Source organism: Metabacillus rhizolycopersici (assembly GCF_020075705.1).
Genome location: NZ_JAIQUM010000071.1, coordinates 1 through 25,355, shown reverse-complemented (window position 1 = coordinate 25,355; position 25,355 = coordinate 1). Strand labels below are relative to the sequence as shown.

22 protein-coding genes and 1 riboswitch are annotated in these 25,355 nt (G+C 37.5%); of the genes, 11 read left to right on the top strand and 11 right to left on the bottom strand.

Annotation, left to right across the window (positions count from 1 at the left end):
* Positions 1 to 770 precede the first annotated feature (770 nt).
* From K9V48_RS22075 to K9V48_RS22060, 4 genes are all read left to right on the top strand, one after another.
* Positions 771 to 2,237, top strand: a complete 1,467-nt coding sequence (locus K9V48_RS22075; protein ID WP_224141299.1) for a glycosyltransferase-like membrane protein — start codon at positions 771 to 773, stop codon at positions 2,235 to 2,237.
* Positions 2,238 to 2,576: 339 nt separating this feature from the next.
* Entirely contained in the window at positions 2,577 to 2,942 is a 366-nt protein-coding gene (locus K9V48_RS22070; protein ID WP_224141298.1) for a GtrA family protein, read from the top strand.
* A 32-nt stretch (positions 2,943 to 2,974) separates the two neighbouring features.
* Entirely contained in the window at positions 2,975 to 3,964 is a 990-nt protein-coding gene (locus K9V48_RS22065) for a glycosyltransferase family 2 protein (protein ID WP_224141297.1), read from the top strand.
* Between the two features lie 109 nt (positions 3,965 to 4,073).
* Positions 4,074 to 5,558: a glycosyltransferase-like membrane protein gene (locus K9V48_RS22060; RefSeq protein WP_224141296.1), complete on the top strand. Its 1,485-nt coding sequence runs from the start codon at positions 4,074 to 4,076 to the stop codon at positions 5,556 to 5,558.
* A gap of 110 nt (positions 5,559 to 5,668) precedes the next feature.
* Here the strand turns inward: K9V48_RS22060 and K9V48_RS22055 are convergent, their stop codons facing one another.
* On the bottom strand, positions 5,669 to 6,427 hold the full coding sequence (locus tag K9V48_RS22055; RefSeq protein ID WP_224141295.1) for a ThiF family adenylyltransferase: 759 nt from the start codon (positions 6,425 to 6,427) through the stop codon (positions 5,669 to 5,671).
* On the bottom strand, positions 6,427 to 7,035 hold the full coding sequence (locus K9V48_RS22050; protein WP_224141294.1) for an N-acyl amino acid synthase FeeM domain-containing protein: 609 nt from the start codon (positions 7,033 to 7,035) through the stop codon (positions 6,427 to 6,429). The genes K9V48_RS22055 and K9V48_RS22050 overlap by 1 nt, the downstream gene beginning before the upstream one ends.
* A gap of 161 nt (positions 7,036 to 7,196) precedes the next feature.
* On the opposite strand from K9V48_RS22050, the gene K9V48_RS22045 reads away from it, so the two are divergent.
* Entirely contained in the window at positions 7,197 to 8,396 is a 1,200-nt protein-coding gene (locus tag K9V48_RS22045) for an HD-GYP domain-containing protein (RefSeq protein WP_224141293.1), read from the top strand.
* Positions 8,397 to 9,426: 1,030 nt separating this feature from the next.
* Here the strand turns inward: K9V48_RS22045 and K9V48_RS22040 are convergent.
* Together K9V48_RS22040 and K9V48_RS22035 are read right to left on the bottom strand one after the other, a co-directional pair.
* Complete coding sequence (locus tag K9V48_RS22040; RefSeq protein WP_224141292.1) at positions 9,427 to 9,723, bottom strand: Dabb family protein; 297 nt, start codon at positions 9,721 to 9,723, stop codon at positions 9,427 to 9,429.
* On the bottom strand, positions 9,716 to 10,987 hold the full coding sequence (locus K9V48_RS22035; RefSeq protein ID WP_224141291.1) for a flavin-dependent oxidoreductase: 1,272 nt from the start codon (positions 10,985 to 10,987) through the stop codon (positions 9,716 to 9,718). Before K9V48_RS22035 ends, K9V48_RS22040 begins: the two co-directional genes overlap by 8 nt.
* 442 nt (positions 10,988 to 11,429) lie before the next feature.
* Here K9V48_RS22035 and K9V48_RS22030 point away from each other — a divergent pair, with 442 nt between their 5' ends.
* Entirely contained in the window at positions 11,430 to 12,248 is an 819-nt protein-coding gene (locus K9V48_RS22030) for an SGNH/GDSL hydrolase family protein (RefSeq protein ID WP_224141290.1), read from the top strand.
* A 478-nt stretch (positions 12,249 to 12,726) separates the two neighbouring features.
* Here K9V48_RS22030 and K9V48_RS22025 read toward each other — a convergent pair whose 3' ends face one another.
* From K9V48_RS22025 to K9V48_RS22005, 5 genes are all read right to left on the bottom strand, one after another.
* Positions 12,727 to 14,280, bottom strand: a complete 1,554-nt coding sequence (locus K9V48_RS22025; RefSeq protein ID WP_224141289.1) for a polyamine aminopropyltransferase — start codon at positions 14,278 to 14,280, stop codon at positions 12,727 to 12,729.
* A 25-nt stretch (positions 14,281 to 14,305) separates the two neighbouring features.
* A complete protein-coding gene (locus K9V48_RS22020) occupies positions 14,306 to 14,701 on the bottom strand; it encodes a DUF350 domain-containing protein (RefSeq protein ID WP_224141300.1) in 396 nt (131 codons plus the stop codon).
* Between the two features lie 20 nt (positions 14,702 to 14,721).
* Entirely contained in the window at positions 14,722 to 15,333 is a 612-nt protein-coding gene (locus K9V48_RS22015; RefSeq protein WP_224141288.1) for a DUF4247 domain-containing protein, read from the bottom strand.
* A 317-nt stretch (positions 15,334 to 15,650) separates the two neighbouring features.
* On the bottom strand, positions 15,651 to 16,319 hold the full coding sequence (locus K9V48_RS22010) for a PspA/IM30 family protein (protein WP_224141287.1): 669 nt from the start codon (positions 16,317 to 16,319) through the stop codon (positions 15,651 to 15,653).
* Positions 16,320 to 16,330: 11 nt separating this feature from the next.
* Positions 16,331 to 16,840 (bottom strand): DUF4178 domain-containing protein, encoded by a 510-nt coding sequence (locus K9V48_RS22005; RefSeq protein ID WP_224141286.1) that lies wholly within the window; start codon positions 16,838 to 16,840, stop codon positions 16,331 to 16,333.
* 349 nt (positions 16,841 to 17,189) lie between these two features.
* Between K9V48_RS22005 and K9V48_RS22000 the strand changes: the two genes are divergently transcribed.
* Positions 17,190 to 17,426 (top strand): PepSY domain-containing protein, encoded by a 237-nt coding sequence (locus K9V48_RS22000; protein WP_224141285.1) that lies wholly within the window; start codon positions 17,190 to 17,192, stop codon positions 17,424 to 17,426.
* Positions 17,427 to 17,501: 75 nt separating this feature from the next.
* Here the strand turns inward: K9V48_RS22000 and K9V48_RS21995 are convergent, their stop codons facing one another.
* Both K9V48_RS21995 and K9V48_RS21990 read right to left on the bottom strand, forming a co-directional pair.
* Positions 17,502 to 18,716: an MFS transporter gene (locus K9V48_RS21995; RefSeq protein ID WP_224141284.1), complete on the bottom strand. Its 1,215-nt coding sequence runs from the start codon at positions 18,714 to 18,716 to the stop codon at positions 17,502 to 17,504.
* A gap of 589 nt (positions 18,717 to 19,305) precedes the next feature.
* On the bottom strand, positions 19,306 to 20,448 hold the full coding sequence (locus K9V48_RS21990; protein ID WP_224141283.1) for an alpha-hydroxy acid oxidase: 1,143 nt from the start codon (positions 20,446 to 20,448) through the stop codon (positions 19,306 to 19,308).
* A 621-nt stretch (positions 20,449 to 21,069) separates the two neighbouring features.
* A riboswitch (SAM riboswitch) is annotated at positions 21,070 to 21,193 on the top strand.
* A 59-nt stretch (positions 21,194 to 21,252) separates the two neighbouring features.
* On the opposite strand from K9V48_RS21990, the gene K9V48_RS21985 reads away from it, so the two are divergent.
* From K9V48_RS21985 to K9V48_RS21970, 4 genes are all read left to right on the top strand, one after another.
* The gene (locus tag K9V48_RS21985) at positions 21,253 to 22,398 is read left to right on the top strand and encodes an iron-containing alcohol dehydrogenase family protein (protein ID WP_224141282.1); all 1,146 of its coding nucleotides are present in this window, start codon (positions 21,253 to 21,255) and stop codon (positions 22,396 to 22,398) included.
* Positions 22,399 to 22,479: 81 nt separating this feature from the next.
* A complete protein-coding gene (locus tag K9V48_RS21980; protein WP_224141281.1) occupies positions 22,480 to 23,301 on the top strand; it encodes a MetQ/NlpA family ABC transporter substrate-binding protein in 822 nt (273 codons plus the stop codon).
* 151 nt (positions 23,302 to 23,452) lie between these two features.
* Entirely contained in the window at positions 23,453 to 24,493 is a 1,041-nt protein-coding gene (locus tag K9V48_RS21975) for a methionine ABC transporter ATP-binding protein (RefSeq protein ID WP_224141280.1), read from the top strand.
* Positions 24,477 to 25,139 (top strand): methionine ABC transporter permease, encoded by a 663-nt coding sequence (locus tag K9V48_RS21970; RefSeq protein ID WP_438803913.1) that lies wholly within the window; start codon positions 24,477 to 24,479, stop codon positions 25,137 to 25,139. The genes K9V48_RS21975 and K9V48_RS21970 overlap by 17 nt, the downstream gene beginning before the upstream one ends.
* The last annotated feature ends 216 nt before the right edge of the window (positions 25,140 to 25,355 follow it).

Sequence of the window (25,355 nt, the reverse complement as noted above, 5' to 3'; positions counted from 1 at the left end):
CTTAACGGGCAGTAAAACTCTCAACGAAAGATTCGAGAGAAGCAAAGAAGATAAGTGGGAGATAACTGCCCGTAAAGATCCGACGAACGATTGACGTCCAAGTCAGGCGAAGCCACAGGATGTGGCGCGTTCCTGAGCGTTATAAGTCTGGCTAACCATCAGTGGGCGATGCAGAAAACCCCCACTGATGGAAGCCTCACTTTATGTTAAAGAGATAAAAAAGAAATAAGTTTTTCTTGTTCCACAAACGGCCACTAGTGTTGAAGATCAAAGGTAGAAAATGATCAAACTTTTTTATAAAATCGAAACTTAAATATGCTAGAGAAGAATCCATTTTGATCAATCTTTTTTTTCAAAATGGATTCTTCTTATTTACCATAAAGTACGGGTTTGTGAGGTGTTTTTGATCAAATTTTATTTTAAAGCAACATAAATATCATAAATTACATAAATATCTAGATTTACATAGAATTTACTTTAAAAAAATTAGCTGTAATGTTAACTTAAAAAAGTAGGACTAAATTCTATGTAATTTAGACTACTTTTTAATTTGTTTTTAGCTAAGATTAAAACTAAGGTATACTGGAAGTTTGCACGACTAAAAAATGCTAAATAACTGATGTTTTGTAAAATATAGTATGTAATGTTGTGATGGAAATTAATCAGTTCTTGTTAAAACCTTAGAGTAAAACCATCAATGATCATTTTTCAGGAGCTTTCCGCACGCGTTTTAGTGCAGGTAAGGTTGAGAATAGTAGGGGGCAGCATAATTGGGGCAAGTTGTTTTTAGGTGGTTAAATAGAAGTATATTTTTCATCTTTATGTGCGTTGTATCAATCATCGTCGGACTAAATATTTTTTATAGCAGAGGCTATCATTCTCTTGAATTGAAAACACCAACGCTTTTTAATGGCATAACGTTAATAGGAGCATTAAACGTCATAGCGGTTGTGCTTATCTATCGAAACAAAATTATTTCCTTTATTAATAAAATTCCTAAACCATATTTCATCGTTACGTTATTACTAGTTAGTGTACTTTTACAGTTTACGAGTGTGCGACTTTTAAGTGTAAATCTTACATGGGATTTTGGAACAATTGTTAGCAGTGCAAAGCTTCTTTTAGAAAATAATGAGCTTAGTAATTACTTTGTTATGTATCCTAACAATATTTTATTAGCTTGTATTTTAGCAGTTGTGGGTAAATTCTCTACACCTGATCTTTTTAGCTTCCAGGTTTTTAATATAATGATTATCACGTTAAGCCAATATTTGATTTATCGCATTACCTCGAAGGTTGCAGGTTACGCTATCGGTATCGTAAGTTTGTTTATGGGTGTCTTTTTATTCCCATACATTTTTTATGCACCTATTGTGTATACGGACACTGTATCATTAATCTTTTTGCTACTTCCTTTGAATATGTTGATTGATAAGAATGGGAATCTCGACAGTCGATTATCAATTATACTCATTGCTTCTGTCTTATTTTCATTTGGAATGATTTTAAAAGGATCATTAATTATCTTCATCATAGCATTAAGTATTGTTCTTTTTTTATTTTTGCAAAGATGGAAAAAGTTATATTTTATTCTACCTTTTATCGTCTTATTACTTGTTAAGACAGGATTCAATTATTACATTTATGAAAATGAGATAGTAGATAAGAAGCAAGTTGATCGGTATAGCTTTCCAGTAACTCATTGGCTGGTAATGGCCCAAAATGGGGAAAGGTATGGTAAATTTGCCACAGAGGATTTTCATTGGACTCATGATCTTTTGGAGAAAAATTCGAGGGAAGAGGTTAAGCAAATTCATCTTAATGAGTTGAAAAAGCGAATAACGGAAAAAGGATGGATAGGAAATCTCCATTATAATATTCAAAAGCTTGCCCATACATGGACGGATGGCACGTATTACTCATTGAATAAGCTTAAACGACAGCCTGTTGAACCAGAAAATTTTAATAGACTCGTTGATTTTAAATCAGGTGATTTGCTTCAAGGGTTTGTTCGCATCCAGCATTTTATTCTTTTAGCCGGTTTACTTTTTATTGTAAAACTGAAAAAACGGAATGAAATGATTACTTTTGCTATGCTATCGGTTATTGGATTTTTCCTTTTCTTTCTTATTTGGGAAACAAGATCCCGCTATCTTGTTAGTTTAACTCCATTACTAATTATAGTAAGTTGTATTGGTTATTTTGGTATCAATAAAAAGGAATCCTCTATTGAATAAAGAGGAGAGTAGTTGAACGTAGAAGTATGAAATCGATTCTTTCTATAAGGCTCTTTTCTAAAAGATTGTTGTTTTTAAATATAAAAGAATGAACAGCTGTTACAAAGTGGGGCGGAAAATTGAAGGTTGGTCGATATCTTGGTGATTTCGGACAATAAAATTCAAAACCAGACAATAAAACCATGAGTTTGGCCAAAAAATCTCAAGTTCAGACAATAAATCATGATGATGGACAATACATCATTTCGAATAACTGAATTAGAAATCAAGTAAGTTTAAAAACAACAAAGTTTATTAAAACAGCCTTCTATAAATAGATTTAACATAGGGGATAACGAAATGAAAAGGTTATTGAAGTTTGGAACAGTAGGTATATTTAATACACTTATTACCATTGGAAGTTTTATGTTGCTTTTAAGCGTTGGCGTTAATTATCTATTGGCTAATATCATTTCATATGGCCTAGGTGTAATTAACAGTTATTATTGGAATAAGAACTGGGTATTTGAAGCAACGCCTGGTCAAAAAAATCTATTTTTAAAGTTTGTTGTTGTCAATCTCATTACACTTTTGATTAACACCTTAAGCCTTTATTTATTGGTCGATCACCTTGGCATTCATCCTATTATTGGCCAGTTCATTTCAACAGGGATTGGGATGGTGATAAATTATTTACTAAATAAACGATGGACATTTAAGAAATAGAGAAAAATGTAGTCTTATTGGAGGGAAACATGATGAAAGACCTTATTTCTGTTGTTGTTCCGATGTATTTCGAAGAAGAAGTTGCACAGGAATGCTATAACCGCTTAAAAGAGGTTATGATCAAAAATGATATTAATTACGAATTTATATTTGTGAATGATGGAAGTACAGACCGGACTATGGATATTTTAAAGAGGATCGCAATGGACGATTATCGTGCAAAAATAGTTAACTTTTCACGTAATTTCGGGCATCAAACAGCTGTAACAGCAGGAATCGATTATGCAAAAGGTGATGCAATCGTGATTATCGATGCTGATTTACAAGATCCGCCTGAACTAATACCGTCCCTTATTGCAAAATGGGAGGAAGGCTATGAGGTCGTTTATGCGAAAAGGAAAAAGCGTGTTGGAGAAACATGGTTTAAGCTGATAACAGCTAAATATTTTTACAAATTTATTAATTATATGTCTGATATAGAAATCCCAAAGGATACTGGCGATTTTCGAATTATCGATCGTAAAGTTGCAAGTGAATTTAAGAAAATGACCGAGAGAAATAGATTTGTTCGGGGAATGTTTTCTTGGGTTGGCTTTCGTCAAACATATATCGAATATGAAAGAGATGAACGCTTTGCAGGTGAAACAAAATATCCATTTAAAAAAATGATAAAATTTGCATCAGATGGAATCATTGCCTTTTCTACTAAGCCTTTAAGGATCGTCATGACGCTAGGATTTGCTTCTGTCCTCTTGTCAATTCTTGTTCTTTTATATTCAATTGTAACAAAATTAATTGGTAATGAGGTACAACCGGGCTGGGCATCAATCATGGTTGCTATCACATTCTTCAGTGGTATTCAGTTATTGGGCTTAGGGATCGTAGGGCAATACATTGCTAGAATATACGATGAAAGTAAGAACCGACCAATCTATATTGTCAGGGATACTGTTAATTTAGAAGAAGAACGACTAGATTACTATTCTAGTATCGATAAAAGAGAAACTGTAAAAACTCCTTAATCATAACTGCCCTTCATTAAATTGAGGGGCTTTCATTTTTATTTAGGTTTAGGGCAAAAATTGTGAAAACAAGGGGGAGAGGGGAATCATTGATTCTAGTATAGATAGATTGTTAAAGAGAAGTATTTTTGTTATCTTTCTGTTTGTTATTTCAATTATTATTGGATTAAATCTATTTTCAAGCAGGGGGCACCATTCTATTGGGTTAATCACACCAGATACGTTTAATTTCATCACATTAATCGGTGCATGTATTGGTATAGCTCTGGTTTTAGTTTTTAAGCGTCAAATAATAGATATGATTAGTAAAATACATAGTGTGTTTTTAGTGGCAGCTGTTCTATTGTTCAGTGTCTTTTTACAATTGGCAGTTATTCGCTTGTTTGGTGTCAATCCATCCTGGGATTTTGGCGTGATTGTAAATAGCGCAAAACACCTTTTAGCAACTGGAGAACTGACGGATTACTTCATTAAGTATCCAAACAATATTTTGCTAGTTTCTATGTTAGCGTTAGTGGGGAAAATATTTACACCAGACCTGTTAATCTATCAAGCTGTTAATGTTGTCCTTATTACGTTAAGTCAATATTTCATTTATCGTATTACGTCAAAGGTAGCTGGACATGCTACTGGAGTATTAAGTCTTTTCGTTAGCGTGTCTTTTTTTCCTTACATCTTTTTTGCGCCAATCGTATACACCGATACCATTTCATTACTATTTCTACTTATCCCATTGAACCTATTAATTGATAGAAATGGAGACTTTAGAAATCATCTATTCATAATCATAACTGCATCGATCTTCTTTTCATTAGGTATGATTTTAAAGGGATCTTTAATTATTTTTATCATAGCATTAAGTATTGTTCTTTTTATATTTCAAAAGAAATGGAAAAAGACGTTGTTTATTCTACCGTTACTTACTCTTTTGATTGTTAAGCTATGTTTTAACTTCTTCATTTATGAAAGTGGAATGATAGACAAGCAACAAGTTCAGAAGTATAGCTTTCCTGTGACTCATTGGATCGTGATGGGACAAAACGACGTGAGTAATGGGAAATATTTAAAAGAGGATTTTTTAATGACGGATCAACTTTTAAAAACGACAACGAGAGAACAGGTTAGAGAGGCGCATCTTAATGAATTAATGAGTCGTCTAAAAGAAAAAGGTTGGAAAGGAAATATCCAATTTATCATTCAAAAACTTACCCATACATGGACAGATGGAACGTATTATTCATTAAATAAACTGAAAAGGGATCCCATCATTCCTGAGAATTTTACTCGTCTTGTTGATTTTAAGTCTGGACAACTCGTTTTAGGTTATGCTCGTATCCAACATATCATCCTATTAGCTGGTTTATTTTTCATTGCTAGGTTGAAAAATCAGAATGAGTTCTTTACTTTCTCAATGCTTGCAGTCATTGGATTTTTCCTTTTCTTTATTCTTTGGGAGGCAAGATCCCGCTACCTTGTTAGTCTAACTCCATTACTAATCATGATAAGTTGTATCGGTTATTTTGGGATTAATAAAAAGCAAGCGGTTAGTTCGGAAAATGAAAAGAAGGAACTGCATCACAACACTATAAGTTGATGCTTTAAATTAGGAAGGAACCTAGGCATCATTATGCAGAGGTTCCTTTACTTCTACTCATCCTTTTGCTCCTAAAAGGGCACATAAATTATTGTGTATCCAACCTTCCATTATTCAAATTGAACCTGCCACTTTTCCGGCACAATAATAGGCTGTTTTCTTCCTAATAGATGAAGCACCATTTGTGATACTAACGCACCGGGTCCTAGTGCTTGTCCCACACTAATTGTGGGAATTGTTTTATTTGCGATCCACTCTGTCATTTTTTCTTCCGTAGCATAGTCTGGTAGATAGCTAGCGTAACTGGATGCGGGAAAGGTGATTCCCCTTAAGTCTTTCATCGTGCAATGCTCGGGAATCCCGATATACTCTTCTAATTTCATTCCTGTAGGTGAAAATGTTAGCACCGATGCGCCAAAACCTAAGGCAACTGCTGTAATGGTGAATAATCCTTTTTGACGTGCAGCGCGATGAAGAACAACGGCTTCCGGCAGGCAGAAGTAATCAATAGCATCAATGACATACTCTGCGCCTTCAAGAAATACCTCAACATTTCCTTCATTTACACCTTCTGAATAGTTAGCAATCTCTAAATCTGGATTAATTGTTAATAGATGTTCTTTTAGTGCTTCGACCTTCAGCATGCCTACTGTACGATGCGTGGCAGCACATTGGCGGTTAATATTGGACTCATCGAAGGTGTCTGGGTCAGCTAATGTTAATTTCCCAACCCCCATTCTAACAAGTAGCTCAGCAGCAAAACCCCCAATACAACCGCATCCAGCGATGGCAACTGTGGTATTATTCAACTTTCTCACTTCTTCTTCTGACATGATTCCAAGGTTTCGAGTGAATTGTTCTTTTATCATTAGCGTGATACCTCCATTACTTGTTCATTTTCTTCCTTTAAGAATTCATATAGTTTTGGCCTTTGTTCTTTAATTTGCTTCATTGCTTTTGGAAGATCCACTAGACACGGTACTGTAACGGAGCCTAAATACACTTTGGGGACGCCAATCTCTTTAAAAATTGAACTGAAAATACGATTTAGGTATCTAAAAACGCGGTCATCGATACAAGCGATCCAATGGGTAATGCCTTGTTGTTTTGAGTAATGAAAAATTGTTCTGATAAGATGTACACCGACTTCGTGTTTAGGTAGCTTCGTAAAAGCACTCATTTCCGCCAATTGGCTCTTTTCCAACTTAGTGACTCGAACAAGGTCAAATTCATAGATTTCAAAGTTTTTAATGGTAGGAAGCTGTTCGATCGGCTTGAAAATAAGCCGTGTGACGCCAACTACTTGATTCAATGTTGTTTCTCGTGCGACAAAATAGAGGGAGTCTTGTTCATATAGATCTTTTTCACCTTTTTGAAAAAATCCTACTTCGAGATAACGCCTACGGTGAAGTTGAATGGCCTCCTCTCTGATCTTGGTTAATGCAACGCCAAAATGATAATGATTTTCGCTCTTCATCAAAGTCTCTCCTTATAAATAAAATAGTTTAGTACAAATTAACTATATAAGAAGAGGTGATGGTAAGTGTCATGATTCGACAATTATCTACAAAAATCATCTCCTTTTATGTCAAATTATGTTATAATTAAGGGATATTTCATAAACTAGGGGATTTTAACATGGCGGAATTAGAAAAGAAGCTTTACGATGAATATTTTCATGAGCACCGCTCTAAAGTAACGACGTATCTCTTTTGGATAAATGCAATCTTTTTATTATTAAGCTGTACTTGGAACTATGTGTTCTTTGTATTTGATTTAAAGTTTTCACGAGCAAATTTATCAGCTCTTCTTGTTTGCTTAGGACTGCTGCTGTTACTAAGCTTGGTCAATAAATATGTGAAGCTTCCATCTAAAGTCAATCAGTTCCTCATGTTGGCGTATTGTGCGGGAGTACTAATTGTTCTCTATTTTGAATCCGGATATAGTGAATCATGGAGCTTTTTTCTTCTGTTACCATTACTGACAGGCATTTACGGAGAAAGAAAAATTCTTTTCTATTATTCTTTTTTTGGACTTGTCATCTTGTCATATTTGAGTATAAAGGAGCCGAAAAGTCAATATACACCAGATAGTATTGATATTTCCAATCGAATTCTAGTTTATATCATCCTTGCTTCGTTAAGCTTTCTTGTGCTAAGGACCCTTCACCACATTTATAGAAAACAAGTTACCTTTGTTATTCAATCGATGGAAACCACGATACAAGATGTAGTCAACACCTTTATCGTTGCAGTGGAAGCCAAGGACTTATACACGTTTGGCCATAGTGAGCGAGTAAGTAAGTACGCTGTTGCTCTTGCAAAGCATCTACCAGAATATCGAAAGGAAGACTTACAAAAATTGAGATTAAGTGGGCTGCTTCATGATATAGGAAAAATAAATATCCCTGAGGCGGTTTTAGGGAAAACAGGAAAATTAACAGATGAAGAATATGAAGTGATTAAAACGCATCCTGTTGTGGGGGCAAGAATGGTTGAGCGGATTGAAAGATTGCAAGACCTAAAAGCTGGTGTCCTTTATCATCATGAACGATGGGATGGCAAAGGATATCCGACAAAGCGGAAGGGGGTAGACATTCCCTTGGATGCGAGAATTTTAGCGATAGCAGATGCATTTGACGCGATGACAACCGATCGTTCTTACCGACATGGACTATCACTTGATGAAGCGTTCCAAAGGCTAGAAGACGGGAAAGGCAGCCAATTTGACCCACACTTAATTGAAGTCCTTCAAAACGTAAAGTTCGAGTTTGAACAAATGTATAAACAATTGAATGACCAAATAAAAGAGTTTGAGACATTGACGGATCTATTGTAGATTGTGGAGAGCTTTTTAGGTTTATAGTGCCAGTTTACTAAAAGCGATGATCATAAGATAGAGTTGCAAGTGAAAGGTGAAGGGATGTTGGTGAATATTGCTAGTAATCCCGAAAAATCGTGTTTACCAGGGAGCGTAGTGACCCCATGTTGCTCGAGATCTCCTAAAATCGTGGATTTCGGTCATGAAAGAACGCTAAAGATGCCCGAGATCCTGAAAAATGGTGATAATCGGTAACAAAAGAGCGTTAAAGATGCCCGAGATCCTGAAAAATGGTGATAATCGGTAACAAAAGAGCGTTAAAGATGCCCGAGATCCTGAAAAATGGTGATAATCGGTAACAAAAGAACGCTAAAGATGCCCGTGATCCTGAAAAATGGTGATAATCGGTAACAAAAGAGCGTTAAAGATGCCAGAGATCCTGAAAAATGGTGATAATCGGTAACAAAAGAACGCTAAAGATGCCCGAGATCCTGAAAAATGGTGATAATCGGTAACAAAAGAACGCTAAAGATGCCCGAGATCCTGAAAAATGGCGATTCGCGGTAACAAAAGAGCGTTAAAGATGCCCGAGATCCTGAAAAATGGTGATAATCGGTAACAAAAGAGCGTTAAAGATGCCCGTGATCCTGAAAAATGGTGATAATCGGTAACAAAAGAGCGTTAAAGATGCCCGTGATTCTGAAAAATGGCGATTCGCGGTCACGGAAGTACTCCAATGGAGCACGTCCCCCCTTTTTCCTAGTTACCAGGCATAACAGAGCTCTTTCGAACATAGCTGCATTATATTTTGATAAGACAACAAATATTGTCTTAATCAAAAGGCGCTAAAATATTGGTGTCAATAGGCTCTAATATGTTTGATACAACTTCAAATAAAAAAGAAATGACGTGTGCCAATTCAGAGGTCATTTCCGATGTGAGTTTTAGTCGAACAAAAAACAAAAGGACTTCATAATTGTGAGTCCTTTTGTTTTGAATGAACATCAACAATCTTATTTAACACAGCCTTATAAAAAATAAGCTATTCTTATCTGGTTTCAAAATCAACGATAATGCTATCTTCCACACCAATTTCTTTTAAATAGGCAGTAATTGCTTGGTGACTTGGATGTGGGCCATAGTTGTTTAATGAGTCACGGTTTTCAAATCGAACCGTCAGTCCGACCTCAAAGCCATTATTTCGATCTGAAAAATTAAAGCCTTGCTGCAGGTCCACGATACCAGGAATGACATCTTTTAACGCATAAGTTCTCCGGATTAATTCTTCCTTTTGTGACTGTGTCGCTTCTTGAGAAAATTTTAAAAGCACAATATGTTCAAACATTGTTTACGACTTCCAATTTAGCGTTTAGGCTTTTACGGTCAAATCCAGCAATTTGCTTGTACTTATTGGCAATATCCTGTAATTCTTGCCTGGAGATAACATCATGGAGTTGTTCAAATCCATTTGGTGCGCGTTCCTCAACAATTTGCATCACACTCTCCGGTCCGTTTTGGCGATTTGTTAAGACAATATTTGTTGTCGGTGAAATTCGTTCATCTTCGTAGGCACGCAAAGCAGCTTTTGCATTTGGCTGTTCCAAGATCGCTCGTCCTAATGCGTCAGCATCCAATATTGCTTGTGAAGCACCATTTGATCCAATTGGATACATTGGGTGTGCTGCATCCCCTAGTAAAGTTACACGGCCAAAAGACCACTGTGATAGTGGATCGCGGTCAACCATCGGGAATTCATAGACTGCATCCGTTTCCTCAATCAACTTAGGTACATTCAACCAGCCAAAGTCCCAATCAGAAAAAGCAGGTGCAAATTTCGCTTTATCAATTTTGCGATTCCAGTCAGCGCGTTCCGGCATGTCTTCACCGACCGTTAACTCGGCAATCCAATTTACAAGCGACCGGCCATTCTTTGCTGCCTCTGGACTTATAGGATAAGCGACAAATTTCTGGTCTTGATAACCAGACATAATCATCGATTTTCCGGTTAAAAAGGGAGCCGTTTCGGTCATGCCACGCCATAAAATCCGCCCACTAAATTTTGGCATTCCTTCGTTAGGATAATAAAATTTTCGTACCATTGAATGGATGCCATCTGCCGCAATCATAATGTCAGCATGATAGGTTCCAAGCGCTTCACCTGTTTTTCGATTTTGAAAATGTGCAATCAAGACGTCTCCCAACGTTTGAAAAGATGAAAGATGATGACCTGTTATGACGGCGCCTTCACCAATTTGTTCCTTAACGGCTTTTAACAGAAGCATTTGTAATTTTCCTCGATGGATGGAGTATTGTGGCCAATGATATCCGGCATTTATTCCTCTAGGTTCCTGCCAAATCTTCTGACCATATTTGTTGTAGTAACTGAGATCTGCAGTAGGTAGGCCGATTTTCTCTAGCTCTTCTGCCAACCCAAGTTCTGTTAAAACCTTTACCGCATGGGGGAGCAAATTAATTCCAACTCCAAGCGCACGAATATTTTCCACACTTTCAAAAACACGCACTGATACGCCAACGCGGTGAAGTTTAAGAGCTGTCACAAGCCCACCTATGCCACCACCTACGACAATGGCCGTTTTAATTGTAGACAAAACGATTCCCCCTGATTCAAATTTCTAGCCTTGCTACTTTGTTATTTTAATTATTTCATATATTTAGAAAATTTCAATAGGAATTAGATAACCCCAATAATTCCCACTATTGGATTTGTTTTTCTATTTTATACAAATAGCACGACAGGTCAGCTTGCTAGAAGAGTCGCCTTGATTTTGTCGAATCAACCGGCTTAGTGTATATAACACCCGAAAATTGTCTAATTAAAGTGGTAGGAATGTACAGAGATGAAAATTATAATGAAAAGGGATGATGGAAAAAATTGATAGTGAAAACACCCAAAGGTAAACATGTTTCTACGAAATGGTACGAAGGATAGCGACATTATTTATTCAGCAAAAACGATTAATACTGAAACTTATATTGGAAACGATTCAAATTTTGGACGAAGTAAGAAGCAAAAAAACTGGAGGGGTTGTTGTGAAAAAGCTTATAACGATTGGAACGGTTGTATTATGTGGAGGAATCATTTTTGCCGGGAATAATCATTGGAATAACAAAATTTCAGCACAAAGTGAGAAAGTAACTAGGAACGAAGGTGTTATAGCAACAAAAACGAAAGAAGTACAAACTACAATACCAAAAGAAGAACCGATTGAAGAAGACAAGAAGGAAACACCTACATACACTCGTAATCTACCAAAAGAGCTACAAGAAAAAATCTCCAACGCTACAACTACGGGAAAACCACTACAGTTCGTTATCTACGGATCAGAGGCTACATCACAAGAGGCAAATGCATGGCCAGACCTGTTAAGGAAGCAATTAGTTGCTACTTACGGAGACAATGTATTTAACATCACTGTTCTTTCAGAGGGGGATAAAACCTCAATAGATGTTATGCGAACAAACACCTACGAGAAAGTAAGTGAGTTAAAACCGGATCTCATTTTGTTTGAACCGTTCATGATAAAGGATAATAGCAGCAAGATCGCCATGAAAAATAGAATTGGTAGCATCGAAAAAATGATTGCCACCTGGACAGAAAGAAATAAAGAAGTAACAATTTTTATGCAGCCTTCAAATCCAATTGCTGATGCTACATATTATCCGAATCAAGTTGCCGAAATTGCGGAACATGCGAAGGAAAACAATATTATCTATTTAAATCATTGGGAAAATTGGCCTGAATCAAAGGATAAAAAAATGGAAGATTATTTGACAGATACTAGTGAGCCTAATGAAAGTGGTCATAAGGTTTGGGCCGAATATTTGATTAATTATTTTGTTGCGAAGTGATGAAGGTGTGAAGAATTGTTACGTTTTTAGTAGCAGGCTAGCAACTAGAAAGGATGGAGATACTGAGCGGATATCTGAATCAATGGTGGATATCCAAATGAGCAGCAAAAAAAGTGCAGCAATCCCCACACAATTAATACGGGTCCGTTTATCCCACCTTAACGGGCAGTAAAACTCCCACTTCAAGATTCGAGAGAAGCAAAGAAGGTAAGTGGGAGATAACTGCCCGTAAAGATCCGATAAGTCTCGCTAACCATCAGTGGGGGATGAAGAAAACCCCCACTGATGGAAGTCTCACTTTATCCGCCGAATGGTATGAAATCAATGATCTTGACTCTTAATTAAACGTTTGTTTAAATTCCTTTTGTTACATAAAGGGCTTACAGTTTAGATTGAGAGGATAAAAAAGAAGCGACGATCCGCCTTGATTGAGGTGCCGTTACTTCTATTTGTTCTTTCAAACGGAAATTCCTTGTCACTAATAACTTCTCCACGCCTTTTCATATTTCTCAATAATCGTCGGGCGCGTTAACGTGTTAGTTTCAAGTGGAACGATCTTGCCTTTTTCGTCGATGATTTCTTTATCAATATCTTTTCCGAATGAAGTTAGTCCTTTTAGTACATCGGTAGTTAAGAATTTCGTTTCAACTGTGAATTCTGCTTTGTCGAGTTTGAATGCTTCTCTTTTTGCTAAAACAAATCCCCAGTCACCGAAACTTGGGATATCTACGTGGAGATTTGCCGTTTGTAAGTTTGCCGCTTCGACCGTTTGGTTTATTGACCAATAGACATCTGTTGCGAAGGTTGGGCTTGTGGCTTGAATCATAATTGATCCGCCTGGTGCTAAATGATTTCGTACGAGTTGATAAAATTCAAGTGTATAGAGTTTGTTTAATGACTCATTATTTGGATCAGGTAGGTCGACTAGGATGACATCATAAAAGGTATTTTGCTTGTTCTTTAGAAATTGAAAGGCATCTTCGTTAATCACTTCAACACGGTCATCCTCAAACGCGTGCTCATTTAGGTTGACAACATCGCGATGAGTTTTGCCTAGTTCAATGACCTTCGGATCGAGATCAACCAATGTCATTGATTTGACCTCATCATATTTTTGCAATTCCCTTAACGCTAACCCGTCACCACCACCAAGAATAAGAATCTTTTCTTTTCTGTCAGCTGTTGCCATTGCAGGATGTACGAGTGTTTCATGGTAGCGGTATTCATCACTTGAACTGAATTGCAGCTGACCATCGAGGAACAATCGTAAATCTCCTTGCTCTTTCGTTAAGATAATTTGCTGATAATCGGTACGTTCAGTATAAATAATTGGATCTCTATAAAGCTTTTGTTCAAAGGAGAAAGCTGTTTCTTCCCCAAATAAGACTCCACTAAAAAGCAAAAGGAAGATTGCGATTCCAACTGAGAAGTGGAGTTTAAATGCTTTAATCTCACGTCTAAAATAAAGTAGGACCCATAAGGCAACAACAACGTTAATAATCGCGACTAAAAAGGCTGATTTCACAAGGCCAAATTCTGGTCTTAATAAATAAACAAAAAGGAGCCCGCCAATTAATCCACCAGCATAATCTGAAAACAGCACTCTTGCTGTACTTTTTTGCACAGTAACACCGATTTCATTTGCTTTTCGAATTAAAATTGGCAACTCCACACCTGTTAATGCCCCAACAAGGATAGTGATGAAATAGAGGAAGAATGCATCCATTCCTGAACTTAGGAAAGCGGAAACCCCAAATAGTAAAAATGTAGAGAAACCGGCAATAATTCCAATTAAATATTCAATCCAAACGAAGGACAAAATCAGATTCTTTGTTACCTTCTCGCTAATCGAGGCACCAATTCCCATTCCCGTTAAAAAAAGAGAAATGGTGAGGGTGTATTGTTTTACACCATCACCAAGCAAATAAGAACCGGCTGCGCCAAATAATACTTCGAAAATGATTCCACATACTGATACGATCCCTGATGCCCAATAAATGGCGTTGCTTTGTTTGCTCGTTTGTTCAATCACACGAATGTCTCCCTGTTAACAATCTTTATGTAATGGATGCACCAATGACAAAGCCTAATCCAATGGATACACACATGCTGATAATTCCTACAGATATATTTCCTTTTTTTAGTTGTTCCTCGACAGAGAATTTTCTTGTGAAAAGCTCAAATAATAAGTAGGCAATCATTTGCAAAAGGACCCCATATGCTCCCCAAATGATCGTATCTACTACATGTGCACTATGATAGATAGAGAATGCGAGAATAATACAAATCCCAACGATTTTCCCCCCAATGGAAAGCGATACAGCGTGGTTACCGTTTAGCACCTCATCCCAGTCCTTGTATTTCTTTGTCAGTAGTTCAAATAGTGTTAATCCGATTAAGACAATTGCAATGGCAATCACAAAGTAGATCGCCGTTAAAAGAAATGGTTCCATCTTCATTCTTCCCTTCTCGTTTATTTTCCAGTACCAGGCCCACCGCCACGAACAGTGGACGTTCCACCTCTAACAGTAGAAGACCCACGGAAATGTTTATAAGATCCGCCAGAAGATCCGTATCCTTGATAACAATCATCATTGTTTGAATAACATTTATTTCGTTGGTTCTTGCCCCAATCATCAACATCCAATAGATCATCTAAAAGCCACATGACCAATAAGCCGTCAAAAAAATCAGGACTGTAATTGTCACGAACAAAATTGGTCGTCGCCATTTCAACCATCGTATTTTCAGGATTATTTTCATCCGGTGTTAAGATGATAAATGAATCATTGTAGACGAGGACTTGCTTATCGTTCTTCTTTTCACTTATTTCTCTAGGGGTCTCATGAGCTTGTAATTCGGTCGCAACTTCATCAATCGATTTATTTTCGGCAATAAAGATTTCAGAAATGTCCTCAGACCGTTCTTTGCTTGTCACGACATCGTGAAGGATATAATTCGTATTTATAAATTCAGCAATTCCATCTTTAAAAATCGAGCCAGCAGTTGAACCTTGGACTCCACTTCCACAAGCTGACAAAAATAGAAGAAAAGACAGCATCACACAAAGAAGTGGTTTTTTCATGTACTCACCTTCTTTCACGACAAACTATGTAATGATAAGAAAAGCGCAAGCGCCTTGTTCAGCCTCGGGCAAATAAGACGTTCTTGAATAGAAGGTGTTTTTTACCTTCAATTCGAGAGTGGCTTAGACCCAAGAGGGGCTAGGCCGCTTGCGCTAGACACCAAAACAAAGTACAAAACATATAAATTCTGGTGTATTAATAAGGAAGATTCTAGATTAGTTGCGGCACTGTGGCCTTTCGTCTTAACTGCAAAAACTCATGAATAGGAGGGGAAGAACACCATCTATTCATGAGCTTCTGAACCACGCATCTAGCTTTATTCTTTCCCCATTTTTCTTTTTAAGGCTGCGAGCTCATCTTCAACATCATTTTTTTCTAACGCATCAAATTCGTCATCAAGGCTTCGATTCGAGGATCTTAAATCTTCACTCGTTTCAGCCTCTGCTTCGTATTGAAGTACTTTTTCTTCCATGCGCTCAAAGCCTTGTTTTGACTCGTCACTGCCAATACCAGAGAGAGTACGATTGATTTTTGTTCTTGTTTTTGCGGATTCAGCACGAGCCTTTAAAGAATCCTTTTTCAATTTCATTTCATAGTATTCAGCTTTCATCTCATCTAATTTCTTGCGAACGGACTGTGAATCAAGCTTAGCACGTTCATAAGACTCTTTTAATGTTTCAGCTGTTTGACTGTGCATTTTTTTGTCTTCTAAGGCGCGGCGAGCGAGGTCATCGTTTCCAGCTTCAATCGCTGTGATTGCTTGTTCATCACGCTTTTCAACCATCTTCTTGGCATCTTCATATTTCTTTTGCAGCATTTTTTCATTGGCGATTTGTTTTGCTACAGCTGATTCTGCTTCGCGAATATCTGATTCCATATCGCGCATAAATTGTTCGAGCATTTTTACTGGATCTTCCGCTTTGTCCAATAACGCATTTAATTCTGAATCTACAACTGTCTTTACTCGTTTGAAAAATTTAAACATTAATCTTCCTCCTATTTACTTGCAATTATTTTTAATTCGTATTGTTCAATCTCATAGCCAGCACTTACTTCGATTTCGCTTCCCCATTTTTCAATGGAAAGGAACTTTTCTTCTTCTTTATCACAATAGTCATAGTAATCACAAATCATACCATTGATATTTTGGCTTCTTCCTAACCCAGTTACTCGTGCGGAACCTGATTCATCAAGAGAATACTGTGTTCCGCCATATTCGATTTTTTTAGGAATTGGCTCTTGCAGCTTTAATTTTATTTTTTCATAAATGCCAAGATAAAGCTCGTCATCCATTTCGGCACTTAACCAAATTGTTCTTGAAACACCTTCAAGCTGATAAGCATGCCATTTGAAGCCATGGTCATCATAACTGATTTTTCCGACAATCTTATAATCCTCTAAATCATATGTGACGATGTCATCCATTTGGAGGTTAAACATATTCCGGGCTTCAACAGGCTTTTTGGCCTCAGCCTTCTTTCCAAGCAGCTTACTAAAAAAACTCATGTCCACACCTCGACTTTACGGCCAGATTTATTCACATTTAATTCTACGTGTGAGAAAGGGGAAGGTTTCAAAAAAATTTGGATAAGTGCTAATGATGGTTTGGTGCGAGGGACTCATTTTTATTGAACGATGGATTTTCTGGAGTGGATTGAACCACTTCTTCTATTCGGCTCGTTTTTTGTCGAATGATAGATTCCATAGCAAAGTTGCAAGATTTTTGGCCAAAGTTGCAAGATTCCGGAGCAAAGTTGCTAGATTTTTCGAAATGGGGGCTGTGTCATCCAGATTTTTATAAAATCAACACCTATATTTCGTCTACTGAATAAGGAGGATATTTCGATGTATAGAAATGCCTATCACAGCCCAAATCCGATGTACAGACAAAGAATTACGATGCAAACAAGCACAGGAGATCGCTCTTAAACGTGTACCAGGCCAGGTTCTTCATGTGGATATGGATTTAGAGCATGGGGTTTTAGTTTATGAATTTTTTATTTTAACGGCACAAAATCGGTTATTTGAAGTCGAGGTACTCGCAAAAACAGGAAGAATTTTAAAGGTTGAAGAAGAGGATGATCTTGATTAATGTGGAGTGAAAAATAAACATGAAGAGCTAGTCTAAGCAGCAACGACTAGCTCTCCATGTTATTGATTTAAGGCCTCATCCATTTTTTTCGTATAATGGCAATTTAACTTGCCGGAGCTGTCTAAATTTCACGTAAAAAATGGTTGTCATCGTAAGGGAGAGTGCTCCAAACATGACGGTCATATGCTGAAGGCCTACTGCATCTAACATGAATCCAGTTAATAAGAGCATTAGTTGGTAGATTAGTCGTTCAAGCATGTTATGAAAGGAGAAGAATCTGCCGTGAAAGTCTTTCGGTACCTTTGTTTGGAAAATCGTCGCAGCAGTCGGGAAAAACGTGCCAACAGCAAACCCGAAAAGAAGAAAGGCTGCAATCGATAGAATTGGAACATTTGCAAAATAAAGCATTGCTTGTGAGATGCCAATACAAAATGAGAAGAAAAATAAAATCGTGTGCGGTGAGAATTTTTCGCTAAGTTGTTTAACGAAAAAAGCACCTAACATGAATGAAACGCCTTCTGCTGTATAAATCCAACTTTTAATCGACGAGCTGTCCTGCAGTTCACTAATATTAATGACCAGTAAGTTAAATCCACCAAGGAATAAGAGCGGAATTAACGTCATAACCAGTGTCATTAAAACAATTGGAACGCCTTTTATGACTGGAAATAGCTCTTTAAAGCCTATGCTAGCTGGAGCTGCTCCGTCTTCATTCGTTTCTCCTGTTTTTGCTTCATCAATCGTTAAAAAGATGGTTAGGATAAATAATCCTAAGTAGGCAAGTAATGAGATGATATACAGCATCGAAAGTGACATGATGACTAAGAAGATGCCGGCAACTGCTGTCCCCATTATGCGAGAAAGACTTGAAACATTCATATAAGCGCCATTTAATTGCAGCAAATCCTTTTCTTTCACGACAAGTGGAATCGCTGCTTGTAACGCAGGGAAGAAAAATGAAGCAGAAATTTGGGTGACGACAAGAAAAATGATCATCCACCAAACAGACCCTGTTTCAATTGCAAGCAACATAAAACCAACACTTATTATTCGTACAAATCCAGCAACAAGCATCACGGTTTTTTTACTGACTTGATCGGTTATTTTTCCAGCCAATGGACCAACAGCAAGCCCGGCAAGTAATCCAACTGCTAGAATAAGTGATTTCAAGAAGTCAGAAGGGATTTTGTCCTGCATAAACTCTAGGTTTCCAATAATACCAATCCATAGTCCTAAGCCGGCCACAAATTCTCCAGCGAGGAGGATCCATACATTTTTATTTTTCCACATGATTCTAACCCCACAGTTTCATATCGTTATATTTCTAGGTCTATAACACCAATTATGTAAAGGAATTCATTTTGTTGTTGTAAATGATAATCGTTATCAATTGTAATGGCTGATAATAGAAAAAAACTTCATTGCACCTCTTATTCTATGAACTGGTGTTAGCAATAGGAGGCAATGCAAATTCAAGATTTTCATATACCAGGAAACGATAAAATTCTTGTCTTGTAGCTAAGCGCAAGCGTCCGGCCCTTCTTGGGTCATAAGCCACTTTTGAATTGAAGGCAAAAAACACCTTTTATTCAAAAGCGTCTTATTTGCCCGAGGCTGATCAAGGCGCTTGCGCTTTTGTTCTTGTTTAGGAACCTATAAAATTCTTGTACCGTGGATAAGCGCACGACAGCAAGCGTAAGCGCCTAGCCCCTCTTGGGTCTAAGCCACTCTTGAATTGAAGGTAAAAAACACCTTCTATTCAAGAGCGTCTTATTCGCCCGAGGCTGATCAAGGCGCTTGCGCTTTTGTTTATTTGTTCCGAATCTCTTGTGTTGCCACCCGAACCATTAAAGGGAGACTACTGTTTCAAAAAGATAGATTAAGATGTAACTATTTTTAAAGCGGGAAGATCTTTCACACTTGAAATACCGGCTAAAGAAATGGAGATCTTAGTTTCCTCAATGAAGTTAGCTAATACTTTTTCTACACCATTTTGCCCGTCAACTGCTAAACCATAAATAAAAGGTCTTCCGATAAAGACTGCATCTGCACCCAGTGCTAATGCTTTTACAACATCTGTTCCACGGCGGATTCCGCTATCAAACAGAACAGGGACAGCTCCCTTTACTTCCTCTACAATAAGTGGGAGTGCATCGATAGCTGAAATGACTCCATCCAATTGTCTTCCTCCGTGATTCGAAACGATTATTCCATCTATCCCATTTTCTACTGCAAGTCTTGCATCCTCTGGGTGGAGAATGCCCTTTAATAAAATAGGCAAAGAAGTTCGCTCTTTTAAGGCGGCTACGTGCTTCCAGTTTAGAGTAGGGTGGTTAATATTGTTTAAAATTCCATGGATGATCGATTCTGCGTCTTGGTTTTCAAGAGAACGTAAAAATACTGGGTCTGCTTCATAGTTTGCTTTTCCTAGTCCGAGTTTTAAAGGAGAAAATCGATTACGTATATCTTCTACTCTCCAACCCAACATAGGCGTATCGATGGTTAAAACAATAGCTTCAAAGCCAGCTTCCTCTGCTCTTTTTACCATATTAAATGAAATTTCCTCATTATTTGACCAATAAAGCTGAAACCATTTCGGACTATCCCCCGTTGCGTTTGCAACATCTTCAATTGAATAGCTGGAAACTGTGCTCAGGACAAAAGGTACTCGATGGGTGGCTGCTGCCTTCGCTGAAGCAATTTCGCCTTCTTTATGAGCAAGCTTTTGCATACCAACTGGTGCAAGAAAAATTGGATATGGGTATGTTCGTCCAAATAATTGAACGCTTGTATCTAATTCGGAAACATCTCTTAGAAATCTTGGCAAAAAAGAAAGCTTTGAGAAAGATTCTTCATTTTTTCTTAGTGTTTCTTCATTACCAGCACCCGAACGAACATAACCGAAACCACCTACAGACATTGTTTGTTTTGCCTCTTGCTCTAACTCTTTGTATGTGATTGGGAAGTATTCAGATGAGCTTATATTTTGTAATAAAACATCTTTATCTTCTATTGGATTCATTTCTTATAACTCCGTTTCTTTAATACTTTTTAATAATTGTGAATTTTAACTTTATCCCACCTTAACGGGCAGTAAAACTCTTAACGAAAGATTCGAGAGAAGCAAAGAAGAGCAGTGGGAGATAACTGCCCGTAAAGATCCGACGAACGATTGACGTCCAAGTCAGGCGAAGCCACAGGATGTGGCGTTCCTGAGCGTGATAAGTCTCGCTAACCATCAGTAGGGGATGAAGAAAACCCCCACTGATGGAAGTCTCACTTTATGTTAATTCCTATGATAAACGATAAGAATTTTCTTAACTATTATAGCAAAGAATCTGCCAGGTAGTAGCACAACTCTATCTATAAGGAAAGGGATAAAAAATATTATTTTGTTACTATTTCCTTAATTATCCTAATAAAATTGTTTTTTTGTAATACAAAAAAACTTATTGAGATTAGATTAGGCTTGAATCAAATGTGGTAAAACTATGCGATTATTTTATTCTTTCTTATTCTATCTACATTGCCGAGTGTAGAACAAATTTTAGTTCTTTGTAAATTTATCTTTATTAATTAAATTTAATGTTGACAATTTTCTTATATACGTATAATATCTGAATTATTACAATTTTATATTTTTCTCTTATTGAGAGCGGTGGAGGGACTGGCCCTTTGAAACCCGGCAACCATTTCTGATGAATCGTATTTAAATCATAAATAGGTGCTAAATCCTGCAAAATACTAGATGTTTTGGAAAATGAGAGAGGTAATACTTTGATAAGTATATTCATGCCTCTCTTTTCTGAGAGGCATTTTTCATTTTTTGAAACACAAAATTGAATTGAAAGGAGTGTTTGATATCAACATCGCAACTGTAAAAGGGGCACCAGGCCATTACAGAATTGGCGAAGGCGTTCTTCGGGAAATAGAAGTTCTTTTATCAGAGATCAACGTAAAAAGGATCCATATCGTTTGTGGCAAGAAGGCTTGGCATGCGGTACAACCTTATTTACCAGTAACGTTAAAGGAAATTGCCGGGACAAATTTTACGTTCGTAGAAGGTCACTGTACGTTAGAAACAGTTGAACGTATATCAGAGCAGTTAACTGCAAACTCTATTGATGCAGTCATTGGCATTGGTGGTGGTACGGCTTTAGATATTGCGAAGGCGTCTGCCGTACATGCGGGAATCAAGTCGATCTTAATTCCAAGTATTGCATCGACATGTTCGGCGTGGACTCCGCTTAGTGTATTTTATGATCATCATGGTGTTTTTACACATTATACGGAATTCCCACTAGCTAATACGCTTGTACTTATTGAACCTAGTGTTATCGCCACAGCTCCTGTGCAATATTTAAAAGCGGGAATAGGGGATACGTTGGCAAAGTTTTATGAAGCTGAGGCTTTGATTGCTTCGTTTTACAAAGAAGAAGAGCTACCGGTTTGGCTTAAAGTTTCGTATTTTTCAAGTGTAATTTGTCGAGATGTTCTACTGAAAGATGGGAAAGCTGCCCTGCAATCGGCTTCTGAGGGAATCGTTTCTGACGAGCTTATTAGAGTGATCGAAGCGATTATTTTAACCGGTGGGATGGTAGGCGGTTTTGGGGGGAAAGCAGGAAGAATTGCTGGGGCTCATTCCATTCATAACGGTCTTACAGAAGCAAATGAAGTGAAACACCTTTTACACGGTGAGCTTGTTGCATATGGAATATTGATTCAGTTGGCTTTAGAAGGAAAAGATAGTGAGCTATTGAAGCTACTAAACTATTACGATGATTTTGGCCTTCCATTAAGCCTGGAACAGTTAACAATTGATCCGGACAATCAAGAGTTACTAGAGAGAATTGTTAAGAAGGCGCTCCGTCCGGAAGAATCAATTCATTTAATGAATCAAAAGGTAACAGAAGAAGATCTTTATGATGCAATAAAGAAAGTAGATAAGTTCAGCGTTTCTGAAGTTTTGTAACATCGTAATAGGGTGATGGGAGATTTAATCGTATATAAACCAAGTAAGTTCATGTAAATAATTAGGAAAAGGGTGGAGAATATGAAAAAATGGTTGTTAGCAAGTGTACTCGTTTTAGTGATTTCAGTTTTAGCAGCTTGTGGCAGTAAGGGTTCAGAAGAAAAAGCAGAAGGTTTATTAAGTGATGACAAGTTGGTAGTTGGTGTAACAGCGGGACCTCATGAAGAGATTGTTGAAAAAGTAAAAGAGCTTGGGGAAAAAGAGGGGTTAAAGATTGAATTAAAGGTATTCACTGATTATGTAATGCCGAACGTAGCATTAGCGGAAAAGGAACTTGATATGAACGTTTTCCAAACAGAGCCTTACTTTGATGTTTTTAAAGAAGATCGTAAATTAGATCTTATTAAAGTAGGAGATACTGTGACATTTCCAATGGGAATGTACTCATTAAACTTAAAGGATGTTAGTGAGCTAAAAGAAGGGGCTAAAATTGGTTTACCTAGTGATCCTGCAAACGGCGGACGAGCTCTTTTATTATTTGAGCATGCAGGATTAATTAAGCTAAAAGAAGGTTCAGACGTTAATTCAACGGTAAAAGATATTGTTGAAAACAGTAAAAATTATGAGTTTGTTGAGCTTGACCCTGCACAAATTGCACGTCAGTTAGATGAGCTTGATGCGGCAGCTATTAATAGTAACTTTGCGATTGAAGCAGGCTATAAGCCAGCAAAAGATGCAATCTACATCGAGCCTAGTGATTCTCCATATGTTAACCTTGTTGCTGTGAGAACAGAGGACAAGGATGATGAGGCAATTAAACAATTTATGGATTTATACCGCAGTGAAGAAGTAAAGAAATTTATTGATGAAACATTTGAAGGATCTGTTGTTCCTTCTTGGTAAGTAGAAGAAAAGGTCGGACGCACTGTCGATGAGAATGGCAGCTGCGTCCCTAATTTTTAGCCAAAATCAAAGGTAAGTTATCCTGACAACTTTCTTTTGATTTTGGCTAGGAAAATACCCGATGCGAGAGCTAAAAGGAAGGAGTTTTAAAATGATTGAACTAGTGGGGATTTCAAAGACTTTTGCAGGTAAAAAAGGATCGATTCACGCATTAAAGGATGTTTCAATTTCAGTGAAAAAAGGCGAGATTTATGGTGTGATAGGATATAGCGGTGCAGGGAAAAGTACGTTAATTCGTTGTGTCAACCTTTTAGAAAGACCTGATATTGGAGCGGTAAATGTAAAGGATGTAGATTTGACAAAGCTATCATCAGGAAAACTCCGTGAAGCACGAAAAAGCATCGGGATGATTTTTCAGGGATTTAACTTATTAAAAACAGCAACAGTTTACGACAATATTGCCCTTCCATTAAAGCTATCTGGCTTAAGTAAACAAGTTGTAGAGGAACGTGTGGAAAAGTACTTAAGGATTGTAGGGCTTGAGCAAAAACAATTTGCTTACCCATCAGAGCTATCAGGTGGTCAAAAGCAAAGAGTAGCAATTGCGCGTGCGTTAGCGCATGAACCAGAAGTACTGCTAAGTGATGAAGCAACAAGTGCACTTGATCCTGATACAACAGAAGCGATTCTTGATTTATTATTGAAGATTAACAAAGAATTAGGAATCACGATTTTATTAATTACTCATGAAATGAATGTGATTCAACGGATTTGTGATCGGGTTGCCGTAATGGAAAATGGCGAAGTGATTGAAGAAGGAAAAACAGTTGATCTGTTCACTTCACCTACACATCCTACGACAAAGAAATTTGTGAATAGCTTATTTACACACAATTTATCTGATGAATTACTTGATGGCTTCAATGAAACTGGGCAGGTCTTCACCCTATCTTTCTTTGGACAATTATCGGGTGAGCCGACTCTTGCTTTAGTTAGTAAGAAGTTTAATGTTTTTCCGAACATATTATCAGGAAGTATAACACGACTAAAGAACGAATCATTCGGACAGCTTATGGTCCACTTTAAAGGTGATGCAGGAGAGATTGACAAAGCCTTGCGATTTTTAGGAGAGCAACAGGTGCATGTGGAAGGAGTGAATGGAAGTGAAAGCAAAAATAGAAGAGTTTCTTGAACTATGGGGAAGTGATCTTTGGGAGGCTACAATCCAAACCTTCCAAATGGTTGGAATTTCATTAGGTTTTTCTGTATTAATTGGCTTACCGCTAGGAGTCTTACTTGTCTTAACTCGACCGGATAAGGCCCTAAGCAATAAGTATGTTTTTGCCATCTTAAATACGATTATTAACATTATACGTTCTGTGCCATTTATTATTTTATTATTCTTTATCCTTCCATTTACAAAAACGATCGTTGGCACATCCATCGGTGTAAAAGGGGTCATTGTACCATTAGTCGTATATACAGCCCCTTATATTGCTAGATTAATGGAAACAGCTCTACTAGAAGTTGATCGTGGAGTAATGGAAGCATATGAAGCAATGGGGATAAAAACGAGACATATTATTTGGCATGTGCTTGTAAGAGAATCTCGTTCATCGATTGTTCTTGGCTTAACAATTGCCACAATCGGACTAATCGGAGCATCAGCGATGGCAGGGCTAGTTGGTGGAGGCGGACTTGGAGACCTTGCGTACCGCTTCGGTCACCTTCGCTATGAAGTGGACGTTATGTATGTAACGGTCATCATGCTGATCATTCTCGTCCAAGGACTGCAATCTGCGGGCAATCGCTTGGCAGCGCGGTTGAAGAAAGATTAGATTGGTTTATGGTATCCTGTTTTACCAAAGTTAAGATATAGAAGAAAGGGGAGAGTTTCACAAGACATGTGATCTACTCCCCTTTTTTGTATTTATCCCACCTTAACGGGCAGTAAAACTCTCAACGAAAGATTCGAGAGAAGCAAAGAAGATAAGTGGGAGATAACTGCCCGTAAAGATCCGACGAACGATTGACGTCCAAGTCAGGCGAAGCCA